At 63.5% G+C, this 18721-nt stretch carries 19 protein-coding genes; 4 read left to right on the top strand and 15 right to left on the bottom strand.

Features of this window, described 5'->3' with window-relative positions; all coding sequences use genetic code 11:
* On the bottom strand, positions 1-1223 hold a 1223-nt coding region (locus HP546_RS11895; RefSeq protein ID WP_172224897.1), incomplete at its 3' end, for a PDZ domain-containing protein.
* Between the two features lie 144 nt (positions 1224-1367).
* On the opposite strand from HP546_RS11895, the gene HP546_RS11890 reads away from it, so the two are divergent.
* Positions 1368-2330, top strand: coding sequence for an NAD(P)H-quinone oxidoreductase (locus HP546_RS11890; RefSeq protein WP_172224894.1), 963 nt, complete (start codon positions 1368-1370; stop codon positions 2328-2330).
* 124 nt (positions 2331-2454) lie between these two features.
* On the opposite strand, the gene HP546_RS11885 is transcribed toward HP546_RS11890, so the two are convergent.
* From HP546_RS11885 to HP546_RS11860, 6 genes are all read right to left on the bottom strand, one after another.
* Complete coding sequence (locus HP546_RS11885; protein ID WP_172224891.1) at positions 2455-3108, bottom strand: HAD family phosphatase; 654 nt, start codon at positions 3106-3108, stop codon at positions 2455-2457.
* A gap of 14 nt (positions 3109-3122) precedes the next feature.
* On the bottom strand, positions 3123-4112 hold the full coding sequence (locus tag HP546_RS11880) for an ABC transporter ATP-binding protein (RefSeq protein WP_172224888.1): 990 nt from the start codon (positions 4110-4112) through the stop codon (positions 3123-3125).
* A 1-nt stretch (position 4113) separates the two neighbouring features.
* Positions 4114-4911 carry an ABC transporter permease gene (locus HP546_RS11875; protein WP_372242427.1) on the bottom strand — a complete coding sequence of 266 codons (798 nt, stop codon included), beginning with the start codon at positions 4909-4911 and terminating at the stop codon, positions 4114-4116.
* Complete coding sequence (locus HP546_RS11870) at positions 4898-5746, bottom strand: ABC transporter permease subunit (RefSeq protein ID WP_172224883.1); 849 nt, start codon at positions 5744-5746, stop codon at positions 4898-4900. Before HP546_RS11870 ends, HP546_RS11875 begins: the two co-directional genes overlap by 14 nt.
* Positions 5743-6549, bottom strand: coding sequence for an alkaline phosphatase family protein (locus HP546_RS11865; protein ID WP_172224880.1), 807 nt, complete (start codon positions 6547-6549; stop codon positions 5743-5745). Before HP546_RS11865 ends, HP546_RS11870 begins: the two co-directional genes overlap by 4 nt.
* Before the next feature lie 144 nt (positions 6550-6693).
* Complete coding sequence (locus HP546_RS11860) at positions 6694-7758, bottom strand: ABC transporter substrate-binding protein (protein WP_172224878.1); 1065 nt, start codon at positions 7756-7758, stop codon at positions 6694-6696.
* 316 nt (positions 7759-8074) lie between these two features.
* Between HP546_RS11860 and HP546_RS11855 the strand changes: the two genes are divergently transcribed.
* Positions 8075-8788, top strand: coding sequence for a UTRA domain-containing protein (locus tag HP546_RS11855; RefSeq protein WP_172224875.1), 714 nt, complete (start codon positions 8075-8077; stop codon positions 8786-8788).
* 116 nt (positions 8789-8904) lie between these two features.
* On the opposite strand, the gene HP546_RS11850 is transcribed toward HP546_RS11855, so the two are convergent.
* From HP546_RS11850 to minC, 7 genes are all read right to left on the bottom strand, one after another.
* Positions 8905-11058: a mechanosensitive ion channel family protein gene (locus HP546_RS11850; RefSeq protein WP_172224873.1), complete on the bottom strand. Its 2154-nt coding sequence runs from the start codon at positions 11056-11058 to the stop codon at positions 8905-8907.
* Positions 11059-11102: 44 nt separating this feature from the next.
* On the bottom strand, positions 11103-11270 hold the full coding sequence (locus HP546_RS11845) for a hypothetical protein (RefSeq protein ID WP_011532728.1): 168 nt from the start codon (positions 11268-11270) through the stop codon (positions 11103-11105).
* A gap of 193 nt (positions 11271-11463) precedes the next feature.
* Entirely contained in the window at positions 11464-12753 is a 1290-nt protein-coding gene (locus HP546_RS11840) for a M18 family aminopeptidase (protein ID WP_172224870.1), read from the bottom strand.
* 124 nt (positions 12754-12877) lie between these two features.
* Positions 12878-13513: an RluA family pseudouridine synthase gene (locus HP546_RS11835; RefSeq protein WP_172224869.1), complete on the bottom strand. Its 636-nt coding sequence runs from the start codon at positions 13511-13513 to the stop codon at positions 12878-12880.
* 156 nt (positions 13514-13669) lie between these two features.
* Complete coding sequence (gene minE, locus HP546_RS11830) at positions 13670-13924, bottom strand: cell division topological specificity factor MinE (protein WP_003252572.1); 255 nt, start codon at positions 13922-13924, stop codon at positions 13670-13672.
* Between the two features lie 3 nt (positions 13925-13927).
* Positions 13928-14740: a septum site-determining protein MinD gene (gene minD, locus HP546_RS11825; RefSeq protein ID WP_016485323.1), complete on the bottom strand. Its 813-nt coding sequence runs from the start codon at positions 14738-14740 to the stop codon at positions 13928-13930.
* Positions 14741-14859: 119 nt separating this feature from the next.
* Complete coding sequence (gene minC, locus HP546_RS11820) at positions 14860-15630, bottom strand: septum site-determining protein MinC (RefSeq protein ID WP_172224867.1); 771 nt, start codon at positions 15628-15630, stop codon at positions 14860-14862.
* A 111-nt stretch (positions 15631-15741) separates the two neighbouring features.
* On the opposite strand from minC, the gene HP546_RS11815 reads away from it, so the two are divergent.
* Positions 15742-16677 (top strand): lipid A biosynthesis lauroyl acyltransferase, encoded by a 936-nt coding sequence (locus HP546_RS11815; RefSeq protein ID WP_172224865.1) that lies wholly within the window; start codon positions 15742-15744, stop codon positions 16675-16677.
* Positions 16678-16855: 178 nt separating this feature from the next.
* Positions 16856-18004 carry a patatin-like phospholipase family protein gene (locus HP546_RS11810; RefSeq protein WP_172224863.1) on the top strand — a complete coding sequence of 383 codons (1149 nt, stop codon included), beginning with the start codon at positions 16856-16858 and terminating at the stop codon, positions 18002-18004.
* 86 nt (positions 18005-18090) lie between these two features.
* Here HP546_RS11810 and HP546_RS11805 read toward each other — a convergent pair.
* Positions 18091-18721: VacJ family lipoprotein (locus tag HP546_RS11805; RefSeq protein ID WP_172224861.1), on the bottom strand; the 631-nt coding region annotated here is incomplete at its 5' end.

The following is an 18721-nucleotide window of genomic DNA, read 5'->3' as shown; positions in this document are numbered from 1 at the left end:
TCGACTTTCTCTTTCTGCAGTTCGGTGAGCAGCTTCTTCACGTCACGGGTGGTGCTCTTGTACTCCGGGTCGCCGGCGCGGTAAGCCTTGAAGTCCAGGTAGAAGGCCGGGATCTCGATGATGCCCAGCTTGTAGTCACGCCCGTCCTGCTTGAGCTTGAGCACCGACTTCTTCGCCGCCTGCTCTTCAAGCTTCACCGCTTCGCGGGTGATGGCCACGATCTTGCTGGTCTGGTCGCTTGGCGCATTGCTGGCCGGGATCACCTCCAGGCGCACCACCGAGCCTTTCGGGCCACGGATCAGCTTGACCACTTCGTCCAGGCGCCAGCCGACCACGTCGACCATTTCCTTGTTGCCCTGGGCCACGCCGATGATCTTGTCGGCCGGCGCTACCTGTTTGGTCTTGGCGGCCGGGCCTGCCGGTACCAGGCGCACGATCTTGACCTGGTCGTTGTCGCTCTGCAGCACAGCGCCGATACCTTCGAGCGACAGGCTCATGTTGATATCGAAGTTTTCCGCGTTGTCCGGCGACAGGTAGTTGGTGTGCGGGTCGTAGGACTGGGCGAAGGTGTTGATGTAGGCCTGGAAGATATCCTCGGCACGGGTCTGGTCCAGGCGCGCCAGCTGGTTCTTGTAGCGCTTGGTCAGGGTTTCCTGGATCTGCTTGGGTTCCTTGCCGGCGATTTTCTGGCGCAGCACCTCGTCCTTGACGCGCTTGCGCCACAGGTCGTCGAGTTCAGCCTGGTTCTTCAGCCACGGCGCATCCTTGCGGTCGATCAGCAAGGTCTCCTTGGTAGAGAAGTCCATCTTGTCCGCACCTTTGTTCAGCTCGGCCAGGGCAAAGTCCAGGCGTTGCTTGACGCGATCCAGGTAGCGCTTGTAGATGGTGAAGCCCGGGTCGAGGTTGCCGCTTTTGAGGAAATCGTCGAACTGCGTTTTCCATTTGTCGAATTCGGCAATATCGGCCGCGGTGAAGTAACTGCGCGCCGGGTCCAGCAGCTTGATGTAGCTGTCATAGATGATGACCGAACGGGCGTCATCCAGCGGCGGCTTGCTGTAGTGATGGCGCTTGAGCAATTCCACCACGTTGAGGCTGGCGACGATCTCGTCGCGGTCCGGCTGCAGGGTGTCCCACTTGTTGGCGGCCGCCGCATTGCCGCCGAGCGTGAGGCTACCCAGGCCGATCATCAGGGCCAGGGCGGTGCTTGGAAGGAAATGCTTCATGCTGATTCGACGTGGGGGCATTTGATCACGCATAGTAGGCCGTCTATTCCGTTCGCCGGCTCCATCAGAGCCGGGCGCATACTGCAAAAAGCCTGGGACATAGCGGTCCCAGGCTCGGTCATATGATTCAACTATGGAGGCACTGTGAAGGCATTGCAAGGCGTTGACGGACATGTGGAGTGGGTCGAGGCCGAACGCCCGGCCTGTGACGCCGGCCAAGTGCGCATTCGCGTGGCCGCCGCGGGGCTGAACCGCGCCGATCTGCTGCAGATGAAAGGTTTGTACCCGCCACCGCCGGGGGCCAGCCCTTACATGGGGCTGGAGTGCGCCGGGGTGGTCGAGGAAGTGGGCGCCGGTGCCGACTGGCGGGTCGGCGACCGGGTGTGTGCGCTGCTGGCCAGCGGCGCCATGGCCGAGCAAGTGGTGGTGGATGCCCGCCACGTGCTGCCGGTGCCCGAGGGCCTGAGCCTGAATGAGGCCGCGGCGTTGCCGGAGGTCTATGCCACTGCCTGGCTGAACATCTTCCAGCTGGCTGCGCTGAAAGCCGGTGAGAAGGTGCTGGTGCATGCCGGTGCCAGTGGCGTTGGTTCGGCTGCCATCCAGCTGTGCAAGGCGTTCGGCAGCCCGGTGTGGGTCAGCGTCGGTTCGCCGGACCGGCTGGCCTACTGCGAGGCGCTGGGCGCCGCAGGTGGCGTGGTGCGTAACGAAAACCTGGATGCGCTGGAAGGCTTTGGCCCGTTCGACGTGATTCTCGACCCGGTCGGCGCCAGCTACGGTGAACTCAACCTGAAGGTTCTGGCCCGTGACGGCCGTTGGGTGATCATTGGCCTGATGGGCGGGCGCAAGTTCGAGCTGGACCTTGCTCAGGTGCTGGGCAAGCGCCTGGAGATTACCGGTTCCACCCTGCGCAACCGCGATGACAGCTTCAAGGCCGAATTGCTGCGCGAGCTGCAGCAGCAGGTGTGGCCGCTGTTTGCCGAAAAGCGCTTGTCGCCGCAGCTGGTCGATACCTACCCGGTCGAGTTTGCCCAGGCGGCGTATGCCGAGCTTGAGACCAACCAGGTGTCGGGCAAGCTGGTGATGGTCATCGACCCGAGCCTGGTGTAAGCAGGCCAGGCCTCTTCGCGGGTAAACCCGCTCCCACAGGGATCACCACAGGTTCCAGGGTTGTGGTATCCCCTGTGGGAGCGGGTTCACCCGCGAAAGGGCCGGTACAGGCAACGCAAGAAGCTCAGGACCAACTCAGGATCGGCCATTTGTTGGTCTCGGCATGCTCACGCAACACCCCATCCGGGTTCACCGCATACGGGTGATCCACCTTCAGCAGCAACGGCAGGTCATTCCTCGAATCGGAATAGAAACTCGCCCCCTCCAGGTTCTCCTGCTCCTGATCCAGCCACTCCAGCAACCGGGTGATCTTGCCTTCGCGGTAGGTCAGCACCCCATGGGTCTTGCCGGTATACACCCCGTTCACAGCCTCCAGCTCGATCGCCAGGTATTCATCCACCCCCAGCCGCGCCGCAATCGGCCCCACCAGGTGCGTCCCCGAAGCGGAAATGATCAGAATCCGATCCCCACGCTTGCGGTGCTCGGCAATGCAGCGGCAGGCGTCGCCGTAGATGATCGGCTCGATCACGTCCTCGACCCACGGCTCTACCAGATGCTCGACCTCTTCCAGGGTACGCCCGGCAATCGGCTCCAGGCTGAACGCCATGTAGTCTTCCATCTGCAGGTGGCCTTTGCCGTAGGCCTCCATCAGTTCATGGTCGCGACGCACAAACTCCTTGCCGTCGACCCAGCCCAACCGGGCCATCTGCTCGCTCCACAACGACGCGCAGTCGCCATGGATCAGGGTTTCGTCCAGATCGAATATTGCCAGTGCCATTGTGTTGAATCTCCTTAAGCCACTTCCCGCAGCGCCGTGGGGTCGATCGACAAGCTTACCCGCTTCCCGTCCGCGTGCAGGTCGGCCGGCGAACGGTTGAGTACGTCGACCACCAACTCCACCTCGCGCACGTTTACCCGGTAGCGAATCACATTGCCCAACAGGCTGTGGCTACGTACTTCTGCGTCCAGCTCACCATTCACGCCCAAGGTGATCGACTCTGGGCGGATGGCCAGGCGGCTGGTGACCGGGCGCTGCAGCAGGCGGCTGGCGCTTTCGGCGTCGAGCAGGTTGTAGTTGCCGATAAAGCCGGCGGCAAACAGGTCCACCGGCGCGGTGTAGAGGGTTTCGGCATCGCCGCTCTGGACGATGCGCCCCTGGTTCATCAGGAAGATGCGGTCGGACATCGTCAGCGCTTCTTCCTGATCGTGGGTAACGAAGATGGTGGTCAGCCCCAGTTCGCGCTGGATCGCGCGAATCTGCTCGCGCAGGTGCTTGCGAATGCGCGCATCCAGCGCCGACAGCGGCTCGTCCAGCAGCAGCAGGCGCGGGCGGGTGACCAGCGAACGCGCCAAGGCCACACGCTGGCATTGGCCGCCAGACAGCTGGTGCGGGTAGCGCCCGGCAAAGCTGCCCAGCTCCACCAGCGCCAGTACCTCGCGTACCCGGGCCAGGCTTTCATCGGCCTTGACCTTCTGCATGCGCAGGCCAAAGGCGACGTTCTGCTCCACGGTCATGTTGGGGAACAGTGCGTAACTCTGGAACACCATGCCGATGCCACGTTTTTGCGGGCTGACGGGCACGATGTCGTGGCCGTCGAGCAGGATCTGCCCGCTGTCCACCGGGGTCAGCCCGGCGATGCAGCGCAGCAGGGTGGACTTGCCGCAACCGGAAGGGCCCAGCAGGGTGACGAACTCGCCACGCTCTATATGGCAGTCGATGTTTTCGAACACCGGGCTGCCGCCGTAGCTTTTCTGCATTTTTTGCACGCTGACGAAGCTCATGTCAGGTCTTGTCCTTGTTCAGGCGGTTGGCGACCCAGGTCAGTACCAGCACGAAAGCGAAGTAAGAGATCACCAGCGCGCTGTTGAAGTGGCCGCTGCTGTTGCGCATGTTGTTCAGGTACACCTGCAGGGTTTCGTAGCGCGTGCCGACCAGCAGGTTGGCGAACACGAACTCGCCGAACAAAAACGAGAACGACAGCAGCAGCGCTACCATCAGGCCCTTGCGCAGGTTCGGCAGCACCACCAGCAGTGCCGCCTGCCAGGTGCTGGCGCCGAGCAGCTGGGCGGCGTCCATCAGGTCGCGCAGGTTGATCGCCTGCAGGTTGTTGGTGATGGCCCGGTACATGAACGGCAGGGCGATGGTGAAGTAGCAGCCGATCAGGATCCACGGCGTGCCGACCATCGCCATCGGCCCGCTGCCGTACAGCTGCAGCAGCCCCACCGACGACACCACGGGTGGCACCGCGAAGGGCAGCAGGATAAGGATGTTCATCAGCGCATCGAGCCTGGGGAAGTGGTAATGCACCACGAACAGCAGCGGCAGGATCAGCACCACCGACAGCACCAGTGCGCCGACGCACACCAGCAGCGACTGGCCGAAGGCCGCCAGGAAGCGCGGTTCGCTCCACAGCGCCGCATACCATTTAAGGGTCAGGCCGCTGGGCAGCAGGCTGGCCGACCAGCTGGTGGCCAGCGAGTAGAGCAGGGTGCCAGCCAGGGGCAACAACAGGATCAGGAACAGCAGGTAGACCACGACGCGGTGGTACCAGCCGCCGGAGCGGGCGTCAGCGCGCATGATAGCTCCTTTTCAGCAGCCATTGATGCACCACCGTGACCAGCGTCATCAGCCCCACCAGCACCATCGCCAGTGCGCTGGCCAGGTTGGGGTCGAGGCTGATGTCACCGGCCACAAGGCCAGCGATGCGAATTGGCAGCACGTTGAAGTTGCCGGTGGTGAGTGCGTACACGGTGGCGTAGGCACCGAGGGCATTGGCCAGCAGGATGACGAAGGTGCCTAGCAGTGCCGGGGTCAGCACCGGCAGGCCGATGTGCCGCCAGTACTGCCAGTGGTTGGCGCCCAGCAATGCGGCCGACTCGCGCCAGTCCTCGCGCAAGGCGTCGAATGCGGGGTACAGCAGCAACACGCCAAGAGGGATCTGGAAGTAGGTGTACACCAGAATCAGCCCGCTCTTGGAATAAATGCTGAAGTCTTCCAGCAGGCCGACCTGCTTCAGCAGCAGCGTCAGCGCGCCATTGAACCCGAGCAGGATGATGAAGGCGAACGCCAGCGGCACCCCGGCGAAGTTGCTGGTCATGTTGGCGAAGGCGCTGACGAAGTCGCGCAGCTTCGAATCGACCTGGCGCAGCGAGTAGGCGCCAAGGGTGGCGATGATGATGCCGAACAGGCTCGACCAGAAGCTGATCTCCAGGCTGCGTTGCAAGGCCTGCAGGTAGAACTTCGAGGCAAACACCTTGCTGAAGTTTTCCACGCCCCAGCCCGCCTCGGACTGCACGCTGTTGATCGCCACCCAGGCCAGCGGGGCGATCTGGAAAATGACGAAGAACACGGCGAACGGCAGCAGGCACAGCAGGGCCAGGTAACGGCCACGGCTGCTGCGGTTGGGGGTATTCACTTGAGCAACTCCCGGCAGACCGTTTTGTCGTGTGCCGCACCCAGCACTTCGCAGATGGTCCCGCACAGCTCGGTCTGCAGCGGTTTTGCCGCAGGGTCGAGGCTGAAGGCATCGCCGAACACGAACAGCGGCACTTCGCGCTCCTCGGCCAGCAGGCCGTTGTGCGAGCGGTCGTTGTTCATGCCGTGGTCGGCGGTGACCAGGACCTGGTAACCCTCTTCAAGCCAGCGCGGCAGGTAGTCGGCCAGCAGGATGTCGACGCTGCGCGCGGCGTTGCGGTACTGGCTGCTGTCCAGCCCGTGGCGGTGGCCGATGTCGTCGACGCTCATCGGGTGTACCAGCAGGAAGTTGGGTGCGTGGCGGCGACGCAGGTATTCGCCGTCGGCCAGCAGGTGCGAGTCGGGGTAGCGGTCGTCCCAGTAGAACAACCCGTGCTGGATCGGCAGCTTCGGAGCGTGGGTATGGCGGTCGCGCTGCGGGTCGAAGGGCGAGCGGTTGTACAGCTCGCTCATCCAGTGATAGGCCGCTGCAGCGGTGCCCAGGTTGGCCTCGCGGGCGTAGTGAAACACGCTGCGCTGGTTGGACAGGCGGTTGACGTTGTTGTGCACGATGCCGCTGTCGATGGGCGGCACGCCGGTGAGGATGCATTCGTACAGCGGTCGCGACAGCGACGGCAGCTCGCATTCCACACGGTACAGCGCGGCGCGGTCGGCCTCGACATAGGCGTGCAGGTGGCCCATGGCGTGGTGGGCGACCTGGTAGTTGAGGCCGTCTAGCAGGACCAGAATGACGTTGTGTTGCATGTTTGCTCCAGTCATGAACCGCGTTGGATTCATCGCCGGCAAGCCAGCTCTCCCAGGGATCCCACATGGCGAGTGTTGTGGCGATCTTGTGGGAGCTGGCTTGCCGGCGATGAGGCCCGTACAGGTGCCAGGGATGCTGGCGCCTTACTCCATTTCGATGATCACCTGCTCCTGCCACTTCTGCGGCAGCGCCTTGGAGGTCTTTTCCCAAGCGTCGGCGTTCTTGATCGGCTGCGCCGCACCGTACTGCTCGTTGGGCAGCAACTTGGCCTGCACGTCTGCGGGCAGCTTCAGGTGCTCCGCCCGGATCGGCCGCGCGTGACCCTTGGCCAGGTTGATCTGCCCTGCATCACTGAAGATGTATTCGCGGGTCAGCTTGGCCGCATTCGGGTGCTTGGCGTACTTGTTGATGATGGTGGTGTAACCCGAAGTGACCGAGCCATCCGAGGGGATCAACACCTCAAAGCGGTTGGGATCGATCTGGTCACGGTAGCTCAGGCCGTTGAAGTCCCACACCACGCCAACTTCCACCTCGCCCTTTTCCAGGGTCTGGATGGTCGGGTTGGCCAGCGACAGGCGTTTCTGCTGCGCCAGCTTGGTGAACAGCTGCAGGCCCGGTTCTATGGTGTTCTCGTCACCCTTGTAGGCGATGGCCGCAGCCAGCACACCGTTGGCGGCCTGGGCGGCGGTGCCGACGTCACCGATGGCGACCTTGTACTTGCCTTTTTCAAGGTCATGCCAGGTTTTCGGGCGTTCGTCTTCCTTGACCAGGTCTTTGTTGATGATGAACGCGATGGTGCCGGTATAGGCCAGTGCCCAGTGGCCATCCTTGTCCTTGGCCCATTCAGGCACCTGGTCCCAGGTGCTTGGCTTGTACGGCTGGCTGACGCCCTTGGTCACGGCGATGGGGCCGAAGGCGGCACCCACGTCGCCGATGTCGGCGCTGGCGTTGTCCTTCTCGGCATCGAACTTGGCGATTTCCTGGGCCGAGCTCATGTCGGTGTCGCTGTGCTTGAGGCCGTACTTGCTGGCCAGGTCTTCCCAGGTGCCTTTCCAGTTGGCCCAGGCATCGGGCATGCCCACGCTGTTGATGTTGCCTTCCTTGCGGGCGGCGTCTTCCAGTGCCTTGAGGTCGGTGCCGGCGGCCATGGCCGTGGTACACAGGGCGATGGCCGAACCGAGCAGTGACGCCATGAAGAACTTTTTCATCCGTAGCTCCTTGGGTGGGTGCCTTTTGCGATCGTTGTTATGGGTAAAGCCGTTGCCCGCGACCATTGGTCTAGGTCAGCAAACCTTGAGCCAAGGTAGGCCGCTTGCGTGACAATTTGATGTAGGGAAGGGCCGGCAAGCGCCCTGCAGCTACAGCGTAGACCACCTAATCACCCCGGCCCTGCTGGCTTGGCGCGTTTCTGGCAGTGACTGGCCAAAGCCTTTGTCACAGGATGTTCATCAGCCCTGCCTAGGCTGCACTATTCTCCACATGCCCTGTGCTGGGGCTGGACTAGTCCAGATAGGTAACCTTTCGATGCAGTCGACGCCCCCGCGTGCGGTAACAGCTATCTGCCATGCCCTACAGGAGCAGATCGAGCACGGCTTGCTGGCGCCGGGCGGCAAGCTTCCGGCCGAGCGCCGGCTGAGCGAGGTGTTCGATACCACGCGCATTACCCTGCGCGAGGCGTTGGCGCAGCTGGAAGCCCAGGGGTTGATCTACCGTGAAGAACGCCGTGGCTGGTTCGTTGCGCCGGAGCGGCTGACCTACGACCTGATCGAGCGTAGCCATTTCCATGCCATGGTGCGCGACCAGGGCCGGCTGGCCAGTACCGAGCTGCTGTCGGCGCGGCTGCAGCCGGCATCGGCGGCCATCTGTGCGCGCTTGCAGCTGCCCGCGTTGTCCAGCGTGGTGCGGATTTGCCGGCTACGGCGGATTGACGGCCGCGCGGTGCTGTACGCCGAGCATTACCTCAACCCGCGGTATTTTCCCGAGATTCTGCAGTACGACCTGGCGCAGTCGCTGACCGAGATTTATGGGCGGGTGTATGGCATCCGCTATGGGCAGGTGTGCTTCGAAATCCTGCCGACGGCGCTGCCGGTGGAGGCAGCGGCCGCATTGAAGGTGTCGGTGGGCAGCCCCGGGCTGCACATTACCCGGGTCAACAGTGACCAGCATGGGCACCTGATCGACTGCGACCTGGAGTATTGGCGGCATGATGCCATCCGCATCCGCGCCCAGGCGGGTTGATAGTAGATTCCGGGGCTGCTTTGCAGCCCATCGCCGGCAAGCCAGCTCCCACCTCGACCGCATTGGCTTCCAGCCTTGCGCAGTACCTGTGGGAGCTGGCTTGCCGGCGATAGGGCCTAGCTGGAAGAACCGGTTTCCGCCATCCCCCCACCACCCGCTGTCACCACCTGCACCGACAACCGCGGCGTCGCCAGATCCAGCCCGGCCTCATCGAGCTGCCGCTTCAGCGCCAGGTTGAACGCCCGTGACACCTCCCACTGCTTGATTGGTGCCGTCTTGAACCGCGCCCGCAAGATCGCCGACCCCGACTCGAAGCTTTCGACCCCCTGCAGCTCCAGCGGCGACCAGATATTGCGGCGCATCAGCGGGTCATTGCGCAGCTTCTGGCCGACCTCGCGCACCAGCGTGATCGCCTGGTCGATGTTCATGTTGTGCGGGATCGCGACCCGGAAGATCGCGTAGCCGAACTCCCGCGAGTAGTTCTTGATGCTCTTGATCTCGCTGAACGGGATGGTGTGCACGATGCCATCGATGTCACGCAGGCGCACGGTACGAATGGTCAGCCCCTCCACCGTGCCCAGGTGCCCGCCAACGTCCACGTAGTCGTCGATGGCCAGCGAGTCTTCGATGATGATGAACAGCCCGGTGATCAGGTCGGCCACCAGCGACTGCGCGCCAAAGCCGATGGCCAGGCCGATCACACCGGCACCAGCCAGCAGCGGGGTGACGTTCATGCCCATGTTGGCCAGGGCCACGATCACCGCGATGATGAAAATGACCACGAACATCACGTTGCGGATCAACGGCATCATGGTTTGCGCACGGGCGTTGGCCAGGCCCCGGCGCGAGCGCACCAGGGCATGGTGCACGGCGGTATCGGCGAGGATCCACACCAGCCAGGCGACGATCAACGTGCCGGCCAGACCCAGCAGGCGCAGGCTGATGTCATGGCCATCGCCCTCGGCAAAGCTGATCATCGACAGGCCCCATACACGCAGGCCAAGCTCGATGAACACCAGCCAGATGAACAGGTGCACCAGCAGGTAGCCGAAGTTGCGCAGGCGCTCGGCGTACACCGCCTGGCGCTTGCTGGCCCGCTTGGGGTTGGCCGCATGACGGCGCACCAGGCCGTTGAGCACCATGCACACCACTACCAGCACCGTGCACATCAGCGATTGGCGCAGGGCGGTGCTGGTATCGCCGGCGGATACGAAGGTGGCGAACAGCGAGATGGCCACCAGGATCAGCGCCGGGATGAACCAGAAGCTGCCGAGGATCTCGATGGTATCGCTGAGGGTACGCCGGGTCAGGCGTCGCGACAGCGGCTGGTTGCGGATCAGGTGGGCGATCGGGCGACGGAAACGCAGGATGAACAGCCCGGTGCACAGCGCCGCGATCACGTTGGCCAGGGTCGCCAGGGCGTGCGCCAGGTGCGTGCCCAACGCGACCAGCATGCGGGGGTCGCTCATCGCCTCGCCAAAGGCGGCAAAGCTGCCGATCAGCCACAGCGGGCGGAACGCCTGGTGGCGCAGGATGTGCAGGGCGCGATGGCGGTGCGGGCCGTCGAGCAGCGAGAAGGCGATCACGCAGATGGCCGAGAAGCACGTACCCACCACCAGCGCGTAGGCCAGCACCATGGCCAGCGATTTGCCCAGCGACGGCGGCAGCACGAAGCTCAGGTACACGGTGAACACCAGCGCCACCAGCCACGGCCCGAGCTTGCGCAGGGCAAAGCGCACCAGGTCCCAGGTGCGCGGGTGCTGCGGCAGTTCTTCACTCAGGCCGAAGCGCAGGCGCACCCGGTGGCCAACCCAGTTGAAGGCATAGGCCAGCACGCTCCACACGGCAATGACCGCGGCAAAACCGAACAGGATGGCCGGCCACTGGTGCACCGGTACTATCAGTTCGGTCAATTCGGCCTGGGCCTGTTCTATTTCTGCCGACCAGCGGTGGAACGGGCTGGCATCACCGCTGAACTGCTTTTCGAAATCATGCAGGGCGCCACCGATCAGGCCGAGCACGCCCTGTTCGACATTCGGTTGCGATTGCTTGGTGGCGTCGCGCAGCTTTTTCAGGTCGGCTAGCAGCTTGGCCCGTTGCTGGTCGTTTTCCAGGTTCTTGATCACCTCGTCCAGCGACTTGCCCAGTGGCTCGCTGGCTTCGGGCTGGGCGGGCGCGCTGCCGCCCAGCAGGCCGGGCAGGCCCGCTGCCTGTACCGGAGTGATGAATAGAAACAGCAGCAGGAACAGGTAACGCAGGAGGGCAGGCACGGGCAAAACTACCTCAGGTCAAACGATTGACCGAGTGTAGAGGTTTATGTCGGTAGTTTCTCGAGGATCTTCCAGCAAGTAAGGCCGAAGATGCCCAAGGTGCCGATCCACATCATCAGCACGCCGATGTTGCGTTCGCGCAGGCTGAAGCCGATGGTGAGCAGCATCAGGAACAGGAACACCGGCACGAACAGCGACAGAAACGGGGACATGGAAAGCAATCCTTTTGCAGTGGGGCCATGTAACAAGCATAGCGGCTGGCAAGCGAAGCGGCATTGACCTTGAACAGGCCCGGCCCTATCGCCGGCAAGCCAGCTCCCACAGGTTCCCCATGATGCCTGGGCCTGGGGTTATCCTGTGGGAGCTGGCTTGCCGGCGATAGGGCCGGGCCTGCCCAAATAAATCTCAGGGCAGTTCGCGGCTACGGTAGAAGGCTGTAAGTACTTTCACCAGGTGCGCCAGGTCATGGCTGCCGCACAATTCACGAATCGAATGCATGGCAAAGGTCGGCAAACCGATATCCACCGTGCGCACACCCAGGTGGCTGGCAGTGATCGGCCCGATGGTAGAGCCACAACCCATGTCGCTGCGCACTACAAAGCTCTGCACCGGTACTTCCTCGGCCATGCACAGGTGGCGGAAGAACCCGGCCGTTTCGCTGTTGGTGGCGTAGCGCTGGTTGTTGTTGACCTTGATCACCGGCCCGGCGTTGAGCTTGGGCCCGTGGTTGCTGTCGTGCTTGTCGGCGTAGTTGGGGTGTACGCCATGGGCGTTGTCGGCCGACACCATCAGCGAGCGCTGGATGGTGCGCACGTAAGTATCGCCCTCGGGCAAAAGGCGCTGCAGGGTCTGCTCCAGCATCGGCCCGTCGGCGCCGCAGGCCGAGCAGCTGCCGACTTCTTCGTGGTCGTTGCACACCAGCACGCAGGTCTCGTCACTGTCGGCGGCGAGCAGGGCCTGCAGGCCGGCGTAGCACGACAGCAGGTTGTCCAGCCGCGCGCCGGCGATGAAGTCGCCGTTCAGGCCGATCAGTGCAGCGTCCTGGGTATCGTAGAAGCTCAGTTCGTAGTCCAGCACCACGTCGGCGATCAGTTCGTGCTCGCGGGCCAGTTGTTCGGTGAGCAGGGCGCGGAAGTCGATACGCTCGTCACCTGCCACTTGGGCCAGGATCGGCGGCAACTCGTTCTGCGGGTTGATCATCCAGCCTTCGTTGGCGGTGCGGTTCAGGTGGATGGCCAGGTTGGGGATGGTTGCAATCGGCAGCTTGAAGTCGATCAGCTGGCTTTCGACCTTGCCGTCACGGCGGTAGGTGACGCGGCCCGCCAGCGACAGGTCGCGGTCGAACCAGGGGGCCAGCAGCGCGCCGCCATACACTTCCACGCCCAGTTGCAGGAAGCCCTGGCGCTGCAGTTCAGGCTGTGGCTTGACCCGCAGGCACGGGCTGTCGGTGTGGGCGCCGACCATGCGGATGCCGTTCAGCAGCGGGGCCTGTCTGCCCAGCTTGATGGCGATGATCGAAGAGTCGTTGCGGGTGACGTAATAGCGACCGCCAGGCACCGTGGCCCAACTGTCGCGCTCGTCCAGGCGCTGGTAGCCGGCAGCTTCCAGGCGCTGGGCCAGGCTGGCGGTGGCGTGGAAGGGCGTAGGGGAGGCCTTGAGGAAATCGATAAGGCCAGAATTCAGTACTTCGCGCATAGCTCACTCCAGACAGCAGTGGCGCGAGTTTAACGCAGAATGTCGACAATTTGTGTCTGCATTGCACCCTGCAGGAGCAGCCTTGCCCTGCGAAGAGGCTGCTCCTACCGAGTAGGGTTTGTGGTTAGAACGGCGCCGGGCACTCGAACTTCAACCGCTGCCCGGAAACCGGATGGGTGAAGCTGAGCATCGACGCATGCAGACACAGCCGCTCATGCGCTGCCAGTGCCTCGGGGTTGGCGTACAAGCGATCGCCGAGCAGCGGGTGCCCGATCGACAGCATGTGCACGCGCAACTGGTGCGAACGCCCGGTGATTGGCGTCAGCTCGACCCGGCAGTGGTCAGCGCAACGCTCGACGATGCGCCAGAAGGTCAGCGCATGCTTGCCCTGCTCGTGGTCCACCACATGCCGTGGCTTGGTGGGCGGGTCGTAACGCAGCGGCAGGTCGATGCTGCCGCTCTCCAGCGCCGGCTGGCCCCAGCACAGCGCGGTGTAGGCCTTTTCGGTTTCTCGGTCATGGAACTGGCGCGACAGCTCGCGGTGGCTGTCGGCATCGCGGGCCAGCAGGATGATGCCGGAAGTCTCCCAGTCCAGGCGGTGCACGATCAGCGCGTCGGGGTAGCCGTTTTCCTGTAGGCGGGTGATCAGGCAGTCCTTGTTGTCGTCGGCACGGCCGGGCACCGACAGCAGCAGGGTCGGTTTGTTGATCACCAGGATGGCGGCGTCTTCGTGCAGGATCTGGATGTTGGACAGCGGCATTGCGGCATCTCTGTGATAGCGGGGAAAACCATTGGGGCCGCGTTGCGGCCCATCGCCGGCAAGCCAGCTCCCACAGGTACAGTGCGGACCCTGTGGGAGCTGGCTTGCCGGCGATGGGCTGCAACGCAGCCCCAATGAACCAGGCAGGTCGCTGAATCAGCGATCCGGCAGCGTGATGTTCAGCTCAAGGATCGAGCAGCTGCCCTGGTTTTCCAGCTCGATATGCACGTCATCGTTGCCGATGTTCACATACTTGCGGATCACTTCCAGCAGTTCTTTCTGCAGTGCAGGCAGGTAGTCCGGCTCGCTGCGTTGGCCGCGCTCGTGCGCCACGATGATCTGTAGACGCTCTTTCGCCACCGACGCGCTGGTCTGTTTTTGTCTGCCACGAAAGAAGTCAAAAAGGTTCATGGTTTACTTGCCTCCAAACAGGCGCGCGAAGAATCCTTGCTTCGGCACTTCGATGAACCGCAGGGGCTTTTCTTTGCCCAGCAGACGGTCGACGGTATCGCTATAGGCCTGGCCGGCATCGCTCTGGTCGTCGAGGATGACCGGGATGCCCTGGTTGGAAGCCTTGAGCACAGCCTGGGACTCAGGGATCACACCCTTGAGCTTGATCGCCAGGATCTCTTCGACGTCGGCGATGCTCAGCATTTCGCCCTTTTCCACGCGCTCGGGGTGGTAGCGGGTGATCAGCAGGTGCTCCTTGATCGGCTCTTCGCCTTTTTCGGAGCGGCGCGACTTGCTCGACAGGATACCCAGCATGCGATCGGAGTCACGTACCGAAGACACTTCGGGGTTGGTCACGACAATGGCTTCGTCGGCGAAGTACATCGCCAGGTGCGCGCCTTTCTCGATACCGGCTGGCGAGTCGCAGATGACGTAGTCGAAGGTTTCCTTCAGCTCCATCAGCACTTTTTCGACGCCTTCCTGGGTGAGTGCGTCCTTGTCACGCGTCTGGCTGGCGGCCAGCACGAACAGGTTTTCCAGGCGTTTGTCCTTGATCAGGGCCTGCTGCAGGTTGGCTTCGCCGTTGACCACGTTGACGAAGTCGTACACAACGCGGCGTTCGCAGCCCATGATCAGGTCGAGGTTACGCAGGCCCACGTCGAAGTCGACGATGACGGTCTTGTGGCCGCGCAGTGCGAGGCCGGTACCAATGGCGGCGCTGGTGGTGGTCTTGCCCACACCCCCTTTGCCGGAAGTAACCACGAGAATCTTGGCCAAGGTGTTTCACCCCTAAAATAGTCGGGACAGTCGTCCCTGCAAAAAACTGAAATATCTTGAATAGCTTGAAATAACGGCAACGGTAAAAAAGTTGCTCTAAAAATGCAGGCAAGTATCCGTTAAAGACGGGTGATGTTCAACACGTCGCCAGACAGGCTGACTTGCACGCCAGTTCCCCACAGCGGGTCGCGCCGCAAGTCTTCGCAGACCTTGTACTGGCCGGCGATGGAGACCATTTCGGCGGTCATCTGCTGGCAGAAGATCCGTGCCTTGGTATTGCCTTTGATGCCGGCCAGGGCCCGGCCGCGCATGGCGCCGTACACATGGATGTTGCCATCGGCCAGAAGTTCCGCACCCGGGCTGACCGATGCGGTCACGATCAGATCGCCACCTTGGGCGTAGATCTGCTGGCCGCCGCGCACCGGCGAGGTGATGATCCGGGTCGGGCGCACTTCGGGTTCGGCGACGGGTGGTGGTGGTGGTGGTGCCGGGGCCGGCTCGGGCTGCTTCACCACCTCGGGCTCGGGGTCCAGCGGCCGCTCGCGGGCACCGGACGGTGGCAGCACCGGCAGGTCGATGGCGATGGCGGCGGCGATGTCCTCGATGCGGTTGGCGCGGATGGCCAGGGTGCGCAGGCCATGGTGGCGGCAGATCCGCATCAAGCCGGGCAGGTCGACTGCCCCTTCGCCTGCCGGCAGCTTGTCCAGCGCCAATACCAGCGGCGTGTTGCTGAAGAAGTTCGGTGCCTGGGCGACCTTGGCCGCCAATTGGCGGTCGAGGGCTTCAAGGTCATTGCGCGCCAGTTCCAGCACAGTAATGGCGAGCATGCTGCCCTTGAGCTGGAACACGGAGGCGGTGTCGGGTGTGTGGTTTGGGCTCATGGTCTGCATAGACGGCTTGTTGCGAAAAAAGTGCCCTGACTTATAACGAGAACACCGGTTGCCCGCAACATGCGCTGATCCGTTGTAGAATGCGCGGCCTTTGTCTTTCCGGATGCTTCAATGGAACGCCCGCGTTTTCGTCCCTATTTCCTTCACCCCAAGTTCTGGGGCCTGTGGCTGGGCCTGGGCGTGCTGTGGCTGGTGGTCCAGCTGCCGTACCGGGCCCTGTTGAAAATCGGTGCCGCGCTGGGCGCGGTCATGTACCGCTTTGCCGGTGAGCGCCGGCACATTGCCGCGCGCAACCTGGAGCTGTGCTTCCCGGAGCTGTCGGTCGACGAACGGCAGCGTTTGCTCAAGGCCAATTTCGCCTCCACCGGCATCGCCTTCTTCGAAATGGCCATGAGTTGGTGGTGGCCCAAGGCCAGGCTGGCGCGCCTGGCCCATATCGAGGGGCTGGAGCATCTGCAGGCGGCCCAGCAGGCGGGGCAAGGCGCGATCCTGATGGCGGTGCACTTCACTACCCTGGAAATCGGCGCGGCGCTGCTGGGCCAGCGGCACACCATTGACGGCATGTACCGCGAGCACGGTAACGCGCTGTTCGACTTTATCCAGCGCAGCGGCCGCGAGCGACACAACCTTGACTCGCTGGCGGTGGAACGCGAGGACGTGCGTGGCATGCTAAAGCTGCTGCGTTCGGGCCGGGCCATCTGGTACGCACCCGACCAGGACTACGGCGCCAAGCAGAGCCTGTTCGTACCGTTGTTCGGCATCCCTGCGGCAACGGTTACCGCCACCACAAAGTTCGCCCGGCTGGGCAAGGCGCAGGTGATTCCGTTCACTCAAAGGCGCCTGGAGGACGGCAGCGGCTATCGTCTGGTGATCCACCCGCCGCTGGCAGACTTCCCCGGCGAAAGCGAAGAGGCTGACTGCCTGCGCATCAACCAGTGGGTCGAGGGTGTGTTGCGCGAATGCCCCGAGCAATACCTGTGGGCGCACCGCCGGTTCAAGTCGCGGCCCGAGGGCGCACCGCGGCTGTACGACAAGAAAAAGTCTTGAACCTTGTGTAGGCAGGTCTGGCCTCTTCGCGGGTAAATCGGACCGCCGTACCGCCGCTCCCACACGGGGCTTGCAAAACCGGGGACTGTGGGTATCCCTATGGGAGCGGCGGTGCGGCGGTCCGATTTACCCGCGAACAGGGCGTGCCTGAATACACATCAACCCCAGGAAGGACTCCATGGCCCCACCCGCGGTAACCGGTCTTATCCTTTCAGGGGGCGGCGCCCGCGCCGCCTATCAGGTTGGCGTCCTGGCCGGCATCGCCGAACTGCTGCCCGCCGGCGCGCACAACCCGTTCCCGGTCATTGTCGGCACCTCCGCCGGAGCCATCAACGCCGTCACCCTGGCCAGTGGCGCCACCCAGTTCCATGACGCCGTGCAACGGCTGACCGCTTTCTGGCAGAACTTTCGCAGCCACCTGGTCATCCGCAGCGACTGGCCGGGTGTAGTCCGCCAGGCCAGCCGCTTCGTTGGCCACAGCCTGCTCGGGCTGGGCGCCCAGGCCCCGGTGGCGCTGCTCGACAGCAGCCCCTTGCGCAGCCTGCTGCAAGCGCACCTGAACCTGGACGGTATCAGCCACGCCCTGGCGGCCGAGCAGCTGAGCGCCGTTGCAGTGACCGCTTTCGGCTACGAGTCTGGCCAGGCGGTGACCTTCTACCAGGGCCGCGGCACCATCGAAGGCTGGTTGCGCCACCGCCGCATCGGCGTGCCCACGGCGCTGACCATCGACCACCTGCTGGCCAGCGCGGCGATCCCGCTACTGTTCGCCCCGGTGCAGCTGGGCGACGAGTATTACGGTGACGGTGCTGTGCGCCAGTCGGCGCCGATCAGCCCGGCCTTGCACCTGGGCGCCAGCCGGGTGCTGGTGGTGGGGGTGAGTGGCAACCCCCAGCGGCCGGCGCCACCCTTGCCGACCCAGCGGGTGTTCAGTGGGCAGCAGCCGAGCCTGGCACAGATCGGCGGGCACATGCTCAACAGCACCTTCATCGACAGCCTGGAAGACGACATCGAACTGCTACAGCGCCTGAATCACCTTAGCCGGCTGTTGCCCGCACACCTGGATGCGCGACACCTGGGGCTGGCGCCGATCGAGGTGCTGGTGGTGGCGCCCAGCCAGCCGCTCGATGAGATCGCCGCACGGCACCGGCGCGAGTTGCCGGCGGCACTGCGGCTGTTCTTGCGCGGGCCGGGGGCCACGCGCACCAGCGGGGCAGGGGTGTTGAGCTATTTGCTGTTCGAGGCCAGCTACTGCAGCGAGCTGATCGAGCTGGGGCGGCGCGACGCCCTGGCCAAGAAGCGGGAGTTGTGTCTGTTCCTGGGAATTTGAGGTTGCTTGTTCGGGTGGTTCTCAAGGGGATCGCGTCAGGGCTTACAGATGTCAGCCCTGATGCGGTCCCTGTGCCCAGATCAGTCCTACTCAGCTATCTGCAACTTCCTCGACTGGGTATACACATAGCGCACCTTCTCGTACTCGAACGGCGAGTTCAGTTGGCCATAGCGGAATTTGGTGGTATAGCGCTTGTCCACCACCTGCAGCGCGAAGATCTCCGGGTGGTCAGTGCTGGCCTCGGGCACGTTCAGGTAGTTGATCGCCTGCTCACCCGCATAGTCCACCACCAGGCCGGTGGTATCGCGCAGGTTCGATGGGCCCAGCACCGGCAGCATCAGGTACGGCCCGTCTGGGACGCCGTAGAAGCCCAGGGTCTGGCCGAAATCTTCGCTCTGGCGTGGCAGCCCCATGCTGGTCGCCGGGTCCCACAACCCACCCACGCCGATGATGGTGTTGAACATCAGCCGTGCGGTGATCTCTGCCGAACGCTTGGCCTTGAGTTGCAACACGCTGTTGAACAGGTTCGGCACATCGCCCAGGTTGTTGAAGAAGTTGCTCACCCCGGTGCGCACGAAGCGCGGGGTGACGTACTGGTACCCGCTCACCAGCGGCAGCAGCACCCACTGATCCAGACGGTAGTTGAAGTGGTAGACGCGACGGTTGATCGACTCCAGCGGGTCGTACACGTTCAGCGCCTCCAGGGTGGAGCGCTCG

It is taken from the genome of Pseudomonas sp. CM25 (genome assembly GCF_013179705.1).
GTDB lineage: Bacteria > Pseudomonadota > Gammaproteobacteria > Pseudomonadales > Pseudomonadaceae > Aquipseudomonas.
The sequence above is the reverse complement of the archived record's forward strand: the minus strand, read 5'-3'. Positions and strand labels throughout refer to the sequence as shown.